At 37.4% G+C, this 16,234-nt stretch carries 15 protein-coding genes; 10 read left to right on the forward strand and 5 right to left on the reverse strand.

What is annotated here, in order from left to right; genetic code table 11:
• Positions 1 to 217: 217 nt before the first annotated feature.
• Complete coding sequence (gene dapF / locus D0T08_RS21645) at positions 218 to 994, reverse strand: diaminopimelate epimerase (RefSeq protein ID WP_116984779.1); 777 nt, start codon at positions 992 to 994, stop codon at positions 218 to 220.
• Positions 995 to 1,185: 191 nt separating this feature from the next.
• On the opposite strand from dapF, the gene D0T08_RS21650 reads away from it, so the two are divergent.
• From D0T08_RS21650 to D0T08_RS21680, 7 genes are all read left to right on the forward strand, one after another.
• Complete coding sequence (locus tag D0T08_RS21650) at positions 1,186 to 2,346, forward strand: homogentisate 1,2-dioxygenase (protein ID WP_116984780.1); 1,161 nt, start codon at positions 1,186 to 1,188, stop codon at positions 2,344 to 2,346.
• A 27-nt stretch (positions 2,347 to 2,373) separates the two neighbouring features.
• Entirely contained in the window at positions 2,374 to 3,504 is a 1,131-nt protein-coding gene (hppD, locus tag D0T08_RS21655) for a 4-hydroxyphenylpyruvate dioxygenase (RefSeq protein ID WP_116984782.1), read from the forward strand.
• Between the two features lie 16 nt (positions 3,505 to 3,520).
• On the forward strand, positions 3,521 to 4,252 hold the full coding sequence (gene phhA, locus D0T08_RS21660; protein WP_116984784.1) for a phenylalanine 4-monooxygenase: 732 nt from the start codon (positions 3,521 to 3,523) through the stop codon (positions 4,250 to 4,252).
• A 93-nt stretch (positions 4,253 to 4,345) separates the two neighbouring features.
• Positions 4,346 to 4,777 carry a MarR family winged helix-turn-helix transcriptional regulator gene (locus tag D0T08_RS21665; protein ID WP_116984786.1) on the forward strand — a complete coding sequence of 144 codons (432 nt, stop codon included), beginning with the start codon at positions 4,346 to 4,348 and terminating at the stop codon, positions 4,775 to 4,777.
• A 35-nt stretch (positions 4,778 to 4,812) separates the two neighbouring features.
• On the forward strand, positions 4,813 to 6,039 hold the full coding sequence (gene fahA / locus D0T08_RS21670; protein WP_116984787.1) for a fumarylacetoacetase: 1,227 nt from the start codon (positions 4,813 to 4,815) through the stop codon (positions 6,037 to 6,039).
• A gap of 60 nt (positions 6,040 to 6,099) precedes the next feature.
• On the forward strand, positions 6,100 to 7,266 hold the full coding sequence (locus D0T08_RS21675) for a cation:proton antiporter (RefSeq protein WP_116984789.1): 1,167 nt from the start codon (positions 6,100 to 6,102) through the stop codon (positions 7,264 to 7,266).
• Positions 7,267 to 7,277: 11 nt separating this feature from the next.
• A complete protein-coding gene (locus D0T08_RS21680) occupies positions 7,278 to 8,180 on the forward strand; it encodes a flavin reductase family protein (protein ID WP_116984791.1) in 903 nt (300 codons plus the stop codon).
• A gap of 105 nt (positions 8,181 to 8,285) precedes the next feature.
• Here the strand turns inward: D0T08_RS21680 and D0T08_RS21685 are convergent, their stop codons facing one another.
• Positions 8,286 to 8,465 carry a hypothetical protein gene (locus D0T08_RS21685; RefSeq protein WP_116984793.1) on the reverse strand — a complete coding sequence of 60 codons (180 nt, stop codon included), beginning with the start codon at positions 8,463 to 8,465 and terminating at the stop codon, positions 8,286 to 8,288.
• A gap of 84 nt (positions 8,466 to 8,549) precedes the next feature.
• The gene (locus D0T08_RS21690) at positions 8,550 to 9,041 is read right to left on the reverse strand and encodes a peptide deformylase (protein WP_116984795.1); all 492 of its coding nucleotides are present in this window, start codon (positions 9,039 to 9,041) and stop codon (positions 8,550 to 8,552) included.
• A 210-nt stretch (positions 9,042 to 9,251) separates the two neighbouring features.
• Between D0T08_RS21690 and D0T08_RS21695 the strand changes: the two genes are divergently transcribed.
• On the forward strand, positions 9,252 to 10,526 hold the full coding sequence (locus D0T08_RS21695) for an OmpA family protein (protein ID WP_158561327.1): 1,275 nt from the start codon (positions 9,252 to 9,254) through the stop codon (positions 10,524 to 10,526).
• Positions 10,527 to 10,642: 116 nt separating this feature from the next.
• Here the strand turns inward: D0T08_RS21695 and D0T08_RS21700 are convergent, their stop codons facing one another.
• Positions 10,643 to 12,160, reverse strand: a complete 1,518-nt coding sequence (locus D0T08_RS21700; RefSeq protein ID WP_116984798.1) for an NAD(P)H-hydrate dehydratase — start codon at positions 12,158 to 12,160, stop codon at positions 10,643 to 10,645.
• 200 nt (positions 12,161 to 12,360) lie between these two features.
• Between D0T08_RS21700 and D0T08_RS21705 the strand changes: the two genes are divergently transcribed.
• Both D0T08_RS21705 and rplS read left to right on the forward strand, forming a co-directional pair.
• Positions 12,361 to 13,410, forward strand: coding sequence for a VOC family protein (locus tag D0T08_RS21705; RefSeq protein ID WP_116984799.1), 1,050 nt, complete (start codon positions 12,361 to 12,363; stop codon positions 13,408 to 13,410).
• A gap of 256 nt (positions 13,411 to 13,666) precedes the next feature.
• Positions 13,667 to 14,020, forward strand: a complete 354-nt coding sequence (gene rplS, locus D0T08_RS21710; protein ID WP_116984801.1) for a 50S ribosomal protein L19 — start codon at positions 13,667 to 13,669, stop codon at positions 14,018 to 14,020.
• Between the two features lie 215 nt (positions 14,021 to 14,235).
• Here rplS and acs read toward each other — a convergent pair whose 3' ends face one another.
• The gene (gene acs / locus D0T08_RS21715; RefSeq protein WP_116984803.1) at positions 14,236 to 16,137 is read right to left on the reverse strand and encodes an acetate--CoA ligase; all 1,902 of its coding nucleotides are present in this window, start codon (positions 16,135 to 16,137) and stop codon (positions 14,236 to 14,238) included.
• Between the last annotated feature and the right edge of the window lie 97 nt (positions 16,138 to 16,234).

The following is a 16,234-nucleotide window of genomic DNA, read 5'->3' on the forward strand; positions in this document are numbered from 1 at the left end:
TTGCTAATAAAAGTGTTGAAGATTTCAGCCTTAGATATCTAATATTAGAATATACTAATGACCAGCTTCAAAATTATGAGGTTACTACAAATAGAATGGAAAAATGGGGTGAATCTGGCTAAAAATGTTGTGAATCTGAAGTTTCTCAGTTGATAATATAGGATGTAACAATAAAGCAAGCAAAAAAAAATCCTGATTATACATCAGGACTAAAGATTTATAATTTTCCGTCAAAAACCTTGACTGCCGGGCCAATCAGATAGACATTCTGGAAGTCTTTATCGAAAGACACTTGCAGGTTACCGCCATTGGTAATGATTTTAACAGGGCTTTGCAGGCCATGTTTCAAATAAGCGGATAGAGCAGATGCGGTCACTCCCGTGCCGCATGAATAGGTTTCATCTTCTACGCCTCTTTCGTAAGTTCTTACATAGATAGTTTCATTATCAAGTACTTCCACAAAATTTACATTCGTACCACCACGTTTCACCCATTCATCCGAGTACCTTACTTTTTTGCCTTCATTAAATACATCAAAATTTTTAATATCAGACACATATTGTACATAATGTGGTGAGCCTGTATTCATGAAATCATAATCAGTATTTTGTTCGAGACTATGAACTTCGCCCATTTTTAATGAGATAACTTCTGTACTAGCTGAGGCTTCATGTTCACCATCAACAGCAATAAAAGTAGTACTGCCATTAAAAATACCCAGATCTTCTGCAAAGCGCACAGTGCAACGGCCACCATTCCCACACATACTTCCTTCACGACCATCGGCATTGAAATACACCATTCTGAAATCGTAATCAGGATCATTTTGTAGTAAAATTAACCCATCTGCACCAATGCCAAAACGGCGGTGACAAAGATGTTCTATATAAGTCTGGCTGACAGGAAACTGGCCGTCACGGTTATCAATCATCACAAAGTCGTTGCCTGTGCCCTGGTATTTATAAAAGTTTCCGGTATATTTTTGATTATTCATAGTGGTTCAACAAATTCGATTCAAACTTAATTCTTTTCTGAAAGAATTTCTGCTTAAGTATTTTCAATGATCCAATTTAACAGTAAAAACTCTTTTTTGTCCTATCCAATAAAAAAATATTGATAAATTATTTGTCATAACAATTATTTTTATTTTATTTTGCTAGACAATAATTGTTATAGCAAATATATATGCCTGTCTATCATAAACTAGGAAAAATACCTGCTAAACGCCACACGCAGTTTGAGAAGCCGGATGGAAGTGGGCTGTATTATGAGCAGCTCTTTGGTACAATCGGTTTCGATGGCATGGCTTCGCTGATGTATCATATACACCGGCCTACGCAGGTAATGCAAATATTGGATAGTAAAGATATAACTCCCAAAATAGCCAATGCACAACAGTTAATGATGCGCAAGCTGATTGGATTTAATGTAGAACCAAAAGAAGATTTTCTTGATAGCCGTGTTCCATTACTGGTTAATAAGGATTGTATTATAGGCTTAGCTGCTCCACAAAAATCACTACGGGAGTATTTCTATAAAAATGCCGACTCGGACGAACTACTGTTCATTCATAAAGGTTCTGGCACTTTACGCACGCAGTTAGGAAATATTGTTTTTGAATATGGAGATTATCTGATTATTCCCAGAGGAATGATTTATCAGATAGATTTTGATACAACTGACAATAGGATTTTTTATGTAGAATCGCATTCTCCAATTTATACACCGAAGAGATACCGGAATTATTTCGGGCAATTACTAGAGCATTCTCCGTATTGTGAACGAGATTATAAACTGCCTTCAACTCTTGAAACCCATGATGAAAAAGGGGAATTTATTATCAAAATTAAAAAGCAGAATCAACTCCATAGTTTAGTTTATCAATATCATCCTTTTGATGTAGTTGGTTTTGATGGTTACAATTATCCCTGGGGATTTTCAATACATAACTTTGAGCCTATTACCGGTCGTATTCATCAACCACCGCCAGTTCATCAGACATTTCAGACCGATGCTTTTGTGGTTTGCTCCTTCTGCCCAAGATTGTTTGACTACCACCCGAAAGCCGTCCCTGCGCCATATAATCACTCTAATATTGACTCTGACGAGGTGATTTATTATGTCGATGGTGATTTTATGAGCCGTAATGATATTGCTCAGGGGCATATTACATTGCATCCCGGTGGTATCCCACATGGGCCGGCGCCAGGTGCCATGGAACGTAGTATTGGTAAAAAAGAGGCGCATGAATTAGCCGTAATGGTTGATACTTTCAGACCATTACAGCTCACAGAAGAGGCCCTTCAACTTGATGACGGTAAATATTTTCATAGCTGGATAGAATAAGTAATTCCACTCAAAACGTACGCAATTATGCTTCATCAACAATCAGATATTTTAGATAAAACAGAAAATGTAGATTTTCTGCCTATTAATGGTACAGATTATCTCGAATTATACGTAGGTAACTGCAAGCAGGCAGCTCATTATTACCAATCTGCTTTTGGCTTTCAACCCCTTGCTTATGCAGGATTAGAAACAGGTTTGAAAGACCGGGAGAGTTATGTGCTGCAACAAGGCAAAATCCGTTTAGTACTTACTTCCCCTTTGCATGGTGGCACCGAAATCGGCAAGCATATAGACAAGCATGGCGATGGAGTAAAAGTTGTAGCACTTTGGGTAGACGATGCCCGTGATGCCTACTATGAAACCATCTCTCGGGGCGCAAAACCTTATATGGAACCAATTGAAGAGAAAGATGAGCATGGTATCGTGGTTCGTTCGGGTATCCATACCTATGGTGATACAGTGCATATTTTCGTAGAAAGAAGCCAGTACAATGGGGTATTTCTGCCTGATTTTCGTGCCTGGACGCCAACTTATCATCCTGCTCCGGTTGGGCTTAAATTTGTTGACCATATGGTGGGTAATGTAGGATGGCATGAGATGAATCAATGGGTGAATTTTTATGCTAAAGTGATGGGTTTTAGCCAATTAGTAAGTTTTGATGATAAGGATATTTCGACAGATTATACAGCTTTGATGAGTAAGGTAATGTCGAACGGAAATGGGAGAATCAAATTCCCTATTAATGAACCCGCTGAGGGTAAGAAGAAATCGCAGGTAGAGGAATACCTTGATTTTTATGAAGGTGCGGGGGTACAGCACTTAGCCGTAGCCACTGATGATATTATTACAACGGTTACGCATTTAAGAGAAAGAGGAGTTGAGTTTTTGCGTGTACCGGACAGTTATTATGAAGAATTACGCGGCCGTATCGGAGATATTGATGAAGAAATGGAACAATTGCAGTCCTTAGGTATACTGGTCGACCGTGATGATGAGGGGTACCTCTTACAGATTTTTAGCAAACCGATTGAACCTCGTCCGACCATGTTCTTTGAGATTATTCAAAGAAAAGGAGCAAAGTCATTTGGTAAAGGAAACTTTAAAGCGCTTTTTGAGGCCATTGAAAGAGAACAGGTGCTGAGAGGCACTTTGTGATAAACAAGATAAAATCATGAATCAGGCATATTCGTCATACACAGCCGACGACCATGAAGTATGGCGTCTGTTGTTTGAAAGACAATTAAATAAATTGCCAGAACTGGCAAGTAAAGATTATTTAGAGGGGATTGATAAGGCAGGCTTTGTAGCTGAGCATATTCCTGCTTTTGAAAAGGAATTGAACCCACGATTACAGGCCTTAACAGGCTGGTCGGTCATAGGTGTGCCGGGCTTAGTACCAATCAAAGAGTTTTTTGAATTGATGGCAGATAAAAAGTTTCCAGCCTCAACCTGGTTGAGACGTCGCGACCAATTGGAGTACCTGGAAGAACCAGATATGTTTCATGATACTTTCGGTCATGTGCCTTTATTGACGAACAAAGCTTTTTGTGATTTTCTGGCGAAATTCAGTAAGATCTCTTTGAAATATATTAGAGATGAAGCTGCAATCAGGATGATGCAACGATTGTATTGGTATACGGTTGAATTTGGTCTGGTAAGAGAAGATAATCAGGTAAAGATTTATGGAGGTGGTATTTTATCGTCGAGCGGCGAAAGTGAATATAGCCTGCATAGCGATATACCAGAAAGAGTACCTTACAATATTGAAGAAATAATTGCTACAGAAGTAAAAATTGATGAATACCAGAAAAAGTATTTCATTATAGATTCTTACGAACAGTTGTTTCATTCTTTGCCCGAATTTGAAAAAGTTTTGGAGCAACAATTATTAGTATGTCAATAATTGAAGGTTTTTCCTACTTTTGTAAAATATTTTACCGTTTAAAAGCATTACAACAAAATATTTGCTTACAAAAGGATTGACCAGCAACAAACAATGACGCACTCTGACCAACGCTCCTACTTTTTTAAAATAGACACGACTATCAAGCGTATTCGTAGTTTTATGCAAAAGGGGCTAACTGATAATGGTATTGACCTGACTGTTGACCAATGGGTGGTGCTTGACCATATTAAGCCCAAACCTGGAATCAGTCAGAATGATTTAGCAGTTGATACTGCGAAAGATGCCCCTACTGTAACCCGTATTCTGGATTTATTAGTAGATAAAAAACTGGTAAGACGCCAGATGGCCGACGACGACAGAAGAAAGTTTAATATATTTCTGACCGAAGAAGGAGAACATTTACATACTAAAGCATTGGAGGTAATTGGTGAAGTAAGAAGAAAATCGTGGGATGGGCTAGCAGATAATGATTATGATGAATTGGTTAGAATCATGAACACGATTCATAAAAACGTCAGCTAATTCCTCTCAACTCAATTAATTTGTTTCAAATCATAATGAATTCCTGGCTAAATATTCCTGCAGACTCTGATTTCTCTATTCATAATCTTCCGTTTGGTATATTTAGTATTGGCAAAAACTCACCTAGAGTAGGCGTTCGCATAGGTGATTTTGTAATAGATTTAGAACAATTACGAAAGTTCGGTTTATTAGAAGTTCCTCGCAACATATTTAACCAAACGCATCTGAATGCCTTTATCAACTTAGGCAAAAAGAAAACTACAGCCATCAGGCTTGAGTTACAGGAATGGCTTATACAAGAAAAATCCCCTCTTAAAAGATATTTCAATCAGGCGTTTTATCCTATCGAATCTGTTACCATGCATCTACCTGTAAAGGTAGGCGATTATACTGATTTTTATTCCAGTCTGGAACATGCTACCAATGTAGGCAAGATGTTCCGACCTGACAACCCTTTAGTGGCTAACTGGAAGCATATACCCATTGCTTATCACGGACGTGCCAGTTCGATTGTAGTTTCAGGCACACCCATTATCCGTCCAAAAGGGCAGATAAAATCTGCTGATAGTCCAATACCTTTTTTCTCTCCAACTAAAGAAATGGATTTTGAAGTGGAAATCGGTGCAATTGTAGGAAAAAATTCAATCTTAGGTGAAAGTATAAGTACAGAAGATGCCGAAAGCTATGTCTTTGGTTTGGTATTGTTTAATGACTGGTCGGCTCGTGATATACAACGATGGGAGTATCAACCTTTGGGGCCATTTCTAGGTAAAAACTTTGCTTCTTCTATTTCACCATGGGTAGTTACCTTAGAAGCTTTGGAGCATTTCAGAACTGAAACTCCTTTGCAAGAGCCTAAGCCTTTGCCTTACCTGGCATTTGAAGGGAAGAAAAATTTTGATATAGCTTTAGATGTCCACCTTTCTTTACCTAATAATCAAAGCTATATTATATCCCGTACCAATTTTAAATATATGTACTGGAATCTGGCTCAACAGATAGCCCATCATACTATGAATGGTTGTAACCTTAAAATAGGCGATATTCTGGCTTCGGGTACTATTAGTGGGCCAATGCCCAATAGTAATGGTTGTTTACTGGAACTAACTTTAGGAGGAAAACAACCCGTAATGTTAGATAATGGCCAACAAAGAGGATTTTTAGAAGATGGTGATACCTTAGCTATTAAGGGATACTGTGAGAAAGATGGGATAAGGATAGGGTTTGGTGAGGTCAGCGGTAAAATAGTTGCAAGTCGTTGATTTATTTGTAATTTACGCTTCCAAAGAACTGTTGTATTCATCAACAAACCTCACGACCTTATGACCAATACGATTATTATTATCATTTGTTCGCTGATACTTATCGCTTACTTATTTGATATTTCCTCTAAAAATACCAGAATTCCTGGCGTTGTTTTATTGCTTACTGTAGGTATACTGGCCAAAATTATCACTAATAATCTGAATTTTCGGGTTCCTAATTTAGAACCTTATCTTCCTGTAGTTGGCACAATCGGTTTGATACTTATAGTATTAGAAGGTTCGCTTGAATTAGAAATTAATGCCCAGAAACAGAAGCTATTTTCATCTACCGTAAAAAGCGCTTTTCTAGGACTGGCTCTTTTTAGTATAATTTTAACTGTAGGATTATATTATCTGACAAATAAGCCTATTCTTACCTGTCTTATTAATGCTATTCCTTTAGGAATCATCAGTAGTGCCATTGCTATCCCTAGTGTAAAAAATCTCTCTTCATATAACCGGGAATTTGTAATTTACGAAAGTTCGATGTCTGATATTCTTGGTATTATTTTCTTTAATTTCCTTGTCCTGCATAATTCATTTGGTTTAGGTACTTTTACTTCATTTTTATTTGATATTATCATTATCATAGCCTTATCTGTTGTGGCAAGTATTGGGTTAGGAAGTATGATTAGTAAACTTAATCATCATATCAAATATATTCCAATTGTTACGATTCTGATTTTGTTGTATGTAATTACGAAGATATATCATTTACCCTCTTTAATGCTTGTACTGATTTTTGGCTTATTTTTAAACAATGTCCATCTGATAAAATTCGATTTTGTAAAAAAATGGATAAATCCAGAAAGTATCAAAGCAGAAGTTAACTCATTTGAGCATTTGATTGCCGAGGTAACTTTTGTTATCAGGTCTTTCTTTTTCATTATGTTTGGTTATTATACCAACCTTAAAGCTTTATTAAGCTTGTCTGATTTTGTCAATGCTATTCTGATATTGGTATTCATCTTTGCAGGCCGATATTTGATTTTTACCTTATTAAAAATCAAAACAGAACCTTTGCTTTATATTGCTCCAAGAGGACTGATTACCATTTTACTCTTTCTGGCTATACCAATCTCACATCAAATTTTAGAGGTAAATAAAGGTTTACTGACTCAGGTAATATTCCTGACTGCATTTGCCATGATGTTTGGTTTGATTCGCCATAAAAAGCCAGCTTAATTTTAATCACTATGCTTACACTCAACCCTAAAGATTTAGATGCCAGAGTCTTTTATAGTTACCTTACCGGAACTGTGGCTCCACGTCCTATTGCTTTTGTCAGTAGTATTGACAAGGCAGGTAATGTCAATCTAAGTCCTTTCAGTTTTTTTAATATCATGGGTATTAATCCACCTTTATTGGTATTTGCGCCCAATAATCGTGGGCGAGATGGATCAAAAAAGGACACTACTCTCAATATTAGTGAAGTACATGAAGTAGTGATCAATATGGTTGATTTTGCCATGGTACAACAAATGTCACTGGCAAGTGTCGAGTATCCCCGAGGTACCAATGAGTTTGTTAAAGCAGGATTTACTCCTGAACCGTCTCTACTGGTTACTCCGCCAAGGGTAAAAGAATCACCAGCACAATTTGAGTGTAAAGTACTGGAGGTGCGAGAAATTGGGACGATGAACCTTTATATATGCCAGATAATAATGGCGCATTTCTCTGAACATATTATTGGGGAAAATGGTAAAATAGACCAACGAAAAACTGATTGGGTTGCACGGCTGGGAGCAGATTGGTATGCACATATCAGCGAAGGAGCCATGTTTGAGGTAGAAAAGCCAAATACAAAAATTGGTATTGGTTATGATGCTATTCCGGAAAGTATCCGATTATCTAAAATATTAACAGGTAATCATCTGGGACAATTGGGAAATATTGAGGCTTTACCTACTAAGGAAGAAGTACTGGCATTCAGGCAAACTCCTTTGCTGAAAGATATTTTTGATCAGGTTATGAACGGCTGTGCTTATCTGGAGAATCTATTGCATGACGAAGCACAAAGGCTTTTGGCGCAGAACAAAGTGAAAGAAGCATGGTTGGTGCTTTTGCAAAGTCAGAACGATTTTTTGAAAGATGATTAAAATTGATAAATAAAGAAACCCCACTTTCCAAATCAGCAAGTCTGATTATTCAGAAAATGGGGTTAAAACTTTCATGGTTTATTTAAATTAGTAGATAGATATATGTTAGCCTTTATTTCCTCCGCCACCGAACATTTTAAAAAGACCCACAATAACCAACACAATTACAATTAATACAACTACAATACCTGTATTAAAACCTGCTTTAAAAATACCAGCAATGGCATCACAAGATGAAATAATCAACACAAAGCAGATGACTAAGAGATAATTTATAAGTTTCATGGCTGTTATAAAGTTTTAGTGAATTTAAGTAACTGGAATAACTAAAAATCTGTGCCAGCCAACGTATAAGGCACTTTTGCACATTTATGGAGTAGGTCTCCACTTGAATGATTGCGCGTCTATCGCTCGCATAGTACAAAGTATACCATTCAGATGATCATATTCATGCTGTAATAATTCAGAGAGTGCATCTTCCATATACCAGTTTTGCTCTTGCCAGTTTTCATCTAAATATTTCATTACCAAAGATTTATGCCTTTTCACCTTAACCAGCAAATTAGGGAAACTCATGCAATCATCCCATAGTTCAAACATTTCGTCACTCAAATTTTCAAAGGCGGGATTTATTATTATTACAGGGTGGTCTATATTTACATAAATCAGACGTTTCATAATACCCAGTTGTGGGGCGGCAATGCCCCTGCCAAATTTGTATTTTGCTCGTATTCCCTCCATTACATTATGTAGATTTTTTACCCACTCTGTTACTTGTGGTAACTCTTCTTTCGTAATGGGCTCACAAACTTCATACAATCTGGGGTCTCCTAATAAAATCAAATCTTCTAGATGTTTCATACTTATGCTCGACGATGACTATTTCTTAAATTGTAGGATAATTATTTCAATAAAAAAACATAGGCAACCCTTCTTGTTTGAAAGATTTATAATAATTTTCATTCATGTTTCGTAATATATGCGAAACCGATTTTAACAAATATTAAGCAATTGTGTTAAACTAATTGAATGAGCTGTTTCGTTAAGTTCTGTGCAATAAATTGTATGCCCATGAAAAGAATATTTCTGCTAATTTTCATCTTATGTAATATACAGAGTTTTGGTCAGACCATTACTCATACACCCGAGATTGATGACCAGGTAACTTATGATACAGATATTGAAAAAGTAGAGTTACGCGACGAATTTACCATAATTTATTTCAGCTATCAATACAGTAACCGCAGAAGTCAGAATTATAATCTTCCAATTCCTTTGCCTAATCCAAGGCAACAGACCTCTACTGCCACCATTTCTATCAATCCTAAAAGCTATCTGAATGGAAATGGGAAACGGTTTAAGTATATCAGGTCGACAGGTATTCCTGAGTTACCGGATTCGAAACCAGTTTCACCGGGACAGGCCTATCGCTTTACAGTCTATTACGAAAGACTTGACCCAGGTATCGAACTTTTTAATCTGATTGAGGGGAAAAATTCACCAGAACAAACCCTGCAGTTCTGGAATTTCTATGGCGTTCATATAAAAAATCCATTAAGAAAAATACCAACTACTCCTACGGGGCCTGTGACATTGACTATTAAAGGGAAAATTCTGGATGCAAAAACACAGAAGCCTGTTAAAGGTAAAATAATTTATCAGTTTGATAAGAATGCCGCTAAAACAGGCTCTGCTTTGGTTTCTGCTACCGGAGATTTCTCATTTGCCTTAAGTCCGGATGCTTATACTTTTACAGCCTCTGCTAATGGTTATGATTCGGAACAAGCTAGCCTGGACTTATCAAAAATTAAACGAAACCAGCAGTTTACACAGAATATTTATCTGAATCCGGTAGTTCAAAAAACTACTCCAAGGCCTGCCCCAAAAGAAACGCCTAAGAAAGACTTGCCAAAAATTGAAGTACCGAAAGTTGAAACTCCTGCAATTGACTCAACCTCTATTGTAGCTCCAAAGGAGGAAGCAGCTCCTGTGAAAATAGAAGAGAATAAATTCAGACTAGATAAGGTCTATTTCAATATTGGTGAATCAGGCTTATTATCTGAGTCATTTGAGCAATTGAATGGCTTACTGAAAATGATGAAGGACAGCCCAACCATGAATATTATCATAGAAGGACATACAGACAATATTGGTGACCCCGAGCAAAATAAGCGTTTATCTTTAGAGCGAGCTTTTAATGTACGAGAATACCTCATTAAAAAGGGCATTGCAGGCAAACGTATTCAATTTAAAGGCTATGGAGATACTAAGCCTATTGCAGATAATAATTCAGAAGAAGGTAAGAAATTGAACAGGAGAGTAGAGTTTGTGATTTTGAATCCATGATTTTCATTCAACCGTGGAGTGACGCTGAGTTTTGCGTAAAGTTACATAGAATTTATATGGAAGAATACTCTGTGTAACCCCGTGCAAAACTCTGCGTTACTCCGTGATAAAAAAAATTAAAACCTGATACTCTCGATTATATCACTTGCAACCATCGATGTAGTGCCTTTTAATTGGGCGGCTCTGTCTCCGGCTAGCCCATGCTCATATACGCCCAAGATTGCTGCTTCTTCCGAAGTATAGCCTTGCGCTAAAAGTGCTAATATCATACCTGTCAGAACATCCCCACTACCACCTTTAGCCATACCTGCATTTCCGGTAGAGTTAAAGTGGATTGTGCCATCGGGCAGTGCAACTGCAGTAAATGCACCTTTCAGGCAAACTATACATTTATATTCTGTTGCAAATTGGCTTAAGATGTCTAATTTTTCATAATCATTTTCCCATTTCTTACCAATCAAACGCTGAAATTCTTTAGGATGAGGTGTTAATATCACACCTTTGGGTATTAGCTTTAAAAGCTTTTTATCCGAAGCTATGATATTTAGTGCATCCGCATCTATTACAATAGGTACTTCTATTTTTTTCAAGAGCTGTTCAACTAACCCAACAGTTTCAGGTTTTGTACCTATTCCACAACCAATACCTATAGCCTGATAACTTTCTAATTTTGGTAGTTCTTCTAAAACGTCAGTGCTTTTATTTGGTAAGCACATAGCTTCAGGAACAGAGGTTTGCAGAATCTCATAGCCGCACCCAGGAGCATAAACAGTTACTTTTCCAACTCCTGAGCGTAAACAGGCTTTTGTAGAAAGTACTGCAGCGCCTATCATACCATAACTACCTGCGATCATTAAGGCATGACCAAAGTTTCCTTTGTTAGCAAATTTGTTGCGTGGCTTTATTAAAGCTTTTGCAGTTTCACCATCCGTGTACACGTATTGGCTTTTTAAGCTTTGAATAAAGCCTTCATTAAGTCCTATATTTACAATTGTCCAATCGCCTACAAAATCAGCATTTTGGGGTAAGACAAAAGCTAATTTAGGTGATTGAAACGAAATGGTGTGAGTAGCCTTGAGTATAGTATCATCTTTGTTATTTAACGAATCTGCAAATAGGCCAGTCGGAATATCAACTGTTACAATTTCGGCTTTGGAATCATTCAGTTTTTCAACTACTGATTTTATCAAATCCTCTAAAGGTCGGGAGAGCCCGGCTCCTAATATCGCATCAATTACTAAATTGTTTGGCTGAAAATCTGGGATTTCATTAATATGATTAATCCACTTTGGCTGAATTTTATTTTTTAATCTTGCAAGATTTATCTGAAAGTTGGTTGATTGTTTAGACGCATAGTTAATAGCAAACACTTCTAATTCATATCCTAAAGCATATAACATACGGGCTATGGCTAATCCATCGCCACCATTATCTCCTAATCCACAAATGATTAGTAGCTTTTTATAAGAAACCGGAAAATGCTGAATAAAACTACTTACAAATGCTCTTGATGCTCGTTCCATCAAATCAATAGAAGCAATTGGTTCATGGGCGATGGTATATTCATCTGCTTCTTTTATCTCCGAAATATAATTACCTTCCTGTGTCTGCTTTCTTGTTAATAAAATTTTCATCAAATTTGCGCTGAATAATTTAGTGAATGAGTGATTGGGTGATTTGTAATTAATTATTCTATAAATAAAACTATCTTTCAATGAATATCTCTTAATATCAAGAGATTGTTCAGAGATTAAGTAAAATTATTATCATTTATATAAAGTGTAAAGATTTTAATTGAGTTTATATTCACTCAATCACTAAATTTTTTTTAAACATGTCAGAATTTATCAGCGGCATTCAACAAGTGGGGATTGGCGTAAGAGATGCAGCGAAGGCTTTCAATTGGTATAATAAAATATTAGGACTGAACGTCCCGCTTTTTGATGATGTGGCAGAAGCCAAACTCATGACTCCACACACCAATGGTGTCATCCGGCAACGCAGAGCCATTCTTGCTCTGAATATGGCCGGTGGCGGTGGTGCCGAAATCTGGCAATCTAATCGCCCTGAACCATTGGCTCCTGCTTTTACTCCAGAATTAGGTGATTATGGCATTTTTGCCCTGAAAATTAAGTCACTAGATGTTAAGCAGTTTGCTGAAAGACAAAAGTTAAAACTTGAAACATCACCTGAGAATAAAAGCCATAGCTGGTTGCGGGATCCTTATGGCAATCAATTGCAGATTGTGCCAGATAATTCATGGTTCAAGCCAAACGGAAGCCTGACAGGTGGGGTAGTGGGTGTTATTATCGGTGTGAGCGATATTGACAAGGCCTTAAAGCTTTATAAAGATACCTTAGGAATTAACCAGATAGCTTACGATAAAAGCGGAAAATTTGAAGATTTTGCTACTTTGGGTAAAGGCAATGTGAAATTCAGAAGAGTATTATTACGCAAAGCTATGAACGGAAATGGGGCATTCAGTCGTTTATTAGGAAATGTAGAAGTAGAATTAGTTCAGAATTTAGAATCAGATGCAAAGCCAAGAAAACTATTCGAAAACCGTAGTTGGGGTGATTTAGGTTTTATTCATTTGTGTTTCGACACATTAAATATGGATAATTTGAAACAACTTTGCCAAAAAAATGGTTTTCCTTTTACAGTAGATAGTAGCGATACCTTTGATATGGGCGAAGCAGGTGGTAGATTCACTTATATAGAAGACCCCGATGGTACGCTGATAGAGTTCGTTGAAACACATAAAGTGCCAATATTGAAAAAGATAGGCTGGTATCTGGACCTAAAAAAGAGAAAAACGCAGAAACCATTGCCAAACTGGATGGTAGCAACTATGGGTTGGGGTAAGGTAAAAGCAGAGGATTAAACGGGTTTAGCAGGATAACGAATATTTTTATACGAAATTGAAAAAAAACTAAATTTTTTTTCAATCAAATTTTACCCAAGTCATTTTTTTTTATATATTAGCACCTAGAAATACAACAAATGAAAAATCCAGACGTTTTTTGGATTTTACAGGAAAAATTATTAATTTTGCACTCCGATTAGGAGAATGCTGGATTTGTACGATTCAGCCGCTTCACTAAACGATTAAATTAATAATCAAGTAAATAATAAAGACAATGGATTTGATTAAATTGGTTGAGTCAGAATTTACTGGCAAAAGAGAAAGTCAACCGGATTTTAAAGCAGGTGATACTGTAAACGTTCACGTTAAAATTAAAGAAGGTAACAAAGAACGTATTCAGGTTTACACTGGTACAGTTATTCAGCGTCGTAACGCTGGTACAAATGGTGAGAGTTTTACCGTTCGTAAAATTTCAAATGGCGTAGGTGTTGAGAGAATTTTCCCTATTTTATCACCAAGTATCGATAAAATTGAAGTAGTGCGCCATGGTAAAGTACGTCGTGCGAGATTGTTCTACTTACGTGGAAAACAAGGTAAAGCGGCTCGTATTAAAGAATTAAAGAAATAATGTACATCAAACCAACAATAGTTAAACTATTTGAGGTTTCAGATGTCTAAAGATAAAAGTAATAGCTTTTTCATAATTTTGTATGGGAAAAGGTCGCTTCTTTGAAGCGGCTTTTTTTGTTTATATAGGTTAATGAAATTGATTGATACAGCACTAAAAATAAAATCCCATCCTGGTTTAAGGACGGGATTTGTAAAGTTGAAAAATCTTTCAAACTATCTCATTTGCTGCGCACCATTCTTTATTTCTTCCACAACTCCAGGGTCAAGTAGGGTAGTGGTGTCACCCAGATTTGAAGTTTCACCTTCGGCAATTTTTCTTAAAATACGGCGCATAATTTTGCCCGAACGGGTTTTAGGCAGGCCGCTCACAAACTGAATTTTATCAGGTTTCGCGATTGGCCCAATTACTCTTGAAACGGTAGCTAAAATATCTTTACGTGTTAAATCAAGGTCATTCATATGACTTTCACAAATCACATAAGCGTAAATACCCTGTCCTTTAATATCGTGCGGATAACCTACAACTGCCGACTCTACTACACCTGTGTGCATATTGATAGCATTTTCAACCTCGGCAGTGCCAATTCTATGGCCTGAAACGTTGAGTACATCATCTACGCGGCCTGTAATCCTATAAAAACCGTTCTCATCGCGCATAGCACCATCGCCGGTAAAATATAGGTTCGGATAGGTAGCAAAATAAGTAGTGCGACAACGCTCATGGTCTCCCCAGGTCGTTCGGATAATTGATGGCCACGGGAATTTAATGCATAAATTGCCACTTACATTTCCGCCTAAAATTTCGTTGCCACTTTCGTCGACCAACATCATTTGTACACCCGGAAGTGGGAGAGAGGCCCAGGCTGGTTTCAGAGGGGTAATTCCGGCTAAAGCCGAAATTAATATACCCGCAGTCTCAGTCTGCCACCACGTATCAACTACCGGACAATTATCTTTACCGATATTTTTAGAATACCAATGCCATGCTTCTTCGTTAATCGGCTCACCGACAGAACCTAATATTTTCAATGAACTTAAATCTTTTCCTTCTACATATTCCGTTCCGAAGCCCATTAATGAACGGATGGCTGTTGGTGCTGTATAAAGAATATTCACGCGATGTTTCTCTACAATTTCCCAGAAACGTCCGGCATCAGGATAAGTAGGAATACCCTCAAACATTAAAGAAATAGCCCCACAAGCTAATGGCCCGTAAACAATATATGAATGCCCTGTTATCCATCCAATATCAGCCGTACAGAAATGTATCATACCCGGTTTATATTGAAATACATTCAGGAATGTATAAGCAGTATAGACCATATAACCTCCACAGGTATGCACTACGCCTTTTGGTTTTCCTGTTGAGCCAGAAGTATATAGAATAAACAACGGGTCTTCTGAATCCATTTCTTCAGCCGGACAGTCAGAGTTTACAAACTTTACTTCTTCTTCCCACCAAACATCACGGCCTTTAATCATACTCACAGGGGTGCGGGTACGAGTGGCTACAATTACTTTCTTTATCGATGGACAACCAATCAAAGCATCGTCCACAGTATCTTTCATCGGAATGGTTTTATTACCACGCACGGCGCCATCAGTTGTAATGACAGCCACACATTGAGAGTCATTGATACGGTCGGCAATAGAAGAGGCAGAAAAACCACCAAATACCACCGAGTGAATGGCACCAATACGCGCACAAGCCAGTGTTGCAATGGCTAATTCAGGTATCATGGGCATATAGATACATACTCTATCTCCTTTTTTGACACCATTGCGTTTCAATACGTTTGCAAAACTACATACACGGTCAAATAATTGACGGTAGGTCAGTGTAACACTATCTTCGTCCGGATCGTTAGGTTCCCAGATAATGGCAGGTTGCTGAGGTTTATCTCTTACGTGGCGGTCAAGGCAGTTTTCTGTAATATTGAGTTTACCACCTACAAACCAATGTATTTTTGGTTCCTTGAAATTCCAGTCTAAAACTTTTGTCCAGGGTTTTTTCCATTCAAAATTATTGGCAGCAATTTCAGCCCAAAAGCCTTCAGGGTCTTGCACACTCGCCTCATAGGCTTTTTGATATTCTTCGTAGTTTTGAATAAGCATGATTGAATAAGAGGGTAATTAGAATTATAATGGTTACTCCGTACTTTAAAATTATGCCCAAAGTCTAATGAAATTGGTCATAAACTCTCCTTAAGGG

The organism is Emticicia sp. C21 (genome assembly GCF_003418935.1).
In the GTDB taxonomy this organism is placed as follows: domain Bacteria; phylum Bacteroidota; class Bacteroidia; order Cytophagales; family Spirosomataceae; genus Emticicia.

What these genes read in the sequence shown, in the direction of transcription:
- D0T08_RS21705 (WP_116984799.1), top strand. Translation starts at nt 12,361, where the DNA reads ATGTCAGAATTTATCAGCGGCATTCAACAAGTGGGGATTGGCGTAAGA.
- D0T08_RS21675 (WP_116984789.1), top strand. Translation starts at nt 6,100, where the DNA reads ATGACCAATACGATTATTATTATCATTTGTTCGCTGATACTTATCGCT.
- D0T08_RS21650 (WP_116984780.1), top strand. Translation starts at nt 1,186, where the DNA reads ATGCCTGTCTATCATAAACTAGGAAAAATACCTGCTAAACGCCACACG.
- D0T08_RS21665 (WP_116984786.1), top strand. Translation starts at nt 4,346, where the DNA reads ATGACGCACTCTGACCAACGCTCCTACTTTTTTAAAATAGACACGACT.
- D0T08_RS21700 (WP_116984798.1), bottom strand. Translation starts at nt 12,160, where the DNA reads ATGAAAATTTTATTAACAAGAAAGCAGACACAGGAAGGTAATTATATT.
- dapF (WP_116984779.1), bottom strand. Translation starts at nt 994, where the DNA reads ATGAATAATCAAAAATATACCGGAAACTTTTATAAATACCAGGGCACA.
- phhA (WP_116984784.1), top strand. Translation starts at nt 3,521, where the DNA reads ATGAATCAGGCATATTCGTCATACACAGCCGACGACCATGAAGTATGG.
- hppD (WP_116984782.1), top strand. Translation starts at nt 2,374, where the DNA reads ATGCTTCATCAACAATCAGATATTTTAGATAAAACAGAAAATGTAGAT.
- D0T08_RS21685 (WP_116984793.1), bottom strand. Translation starts at nt 8,465, where the DNA reads ATGAAACTTATAAATTATCTCTTAGTCATCTGCTTTGTGTTGATTATT.
- rplS (WP_116984801.1), top strand. Translation starts at nt 13,667, where the DNA reads ATGGATTTGATTAAATTGGTTGAGTCAGAATTTACTGGCAAAAGAGAA.
- D0T08_RS21690 (WP_116984795.1), bottom strand. Translation starts at nt 9,041, where the DNA reads ATGAAACATCTAGAAGATTTGATTTTATTAGGAGACCCCAGATTGTAT.
- D0T08_RS21680 (WP_116984791.1), top strand. Translation starts at nt 7,278, where the DNA reads ATGCTTACACTCAACCCTAAAGATTTAGATGCCAGAGTCTTTTATAGT.
- fahA (WP_116984787.1), top strand. Translation starts at nt 4,813, where the DNA reads ATGAATTCCTGGCTAAATATTCCTGCAGACTCTGATTTCTCTATTCAT.
- D0T08_RS21695 (WP_158561327.1), top strand. Translation starts at nt 9,252, where the DNA reads ATGAAAAGAATATTTCTGCTAATTTTCATCTTATGTAATATACAGAGT.
- acs (WP_116984803.1), bottom strand. Translation starts at nt 16,137, where the DNA reads ATGCTTATTCAAAACTACGAAGAATATCAAAAAGCCTATGAGGCGAGT.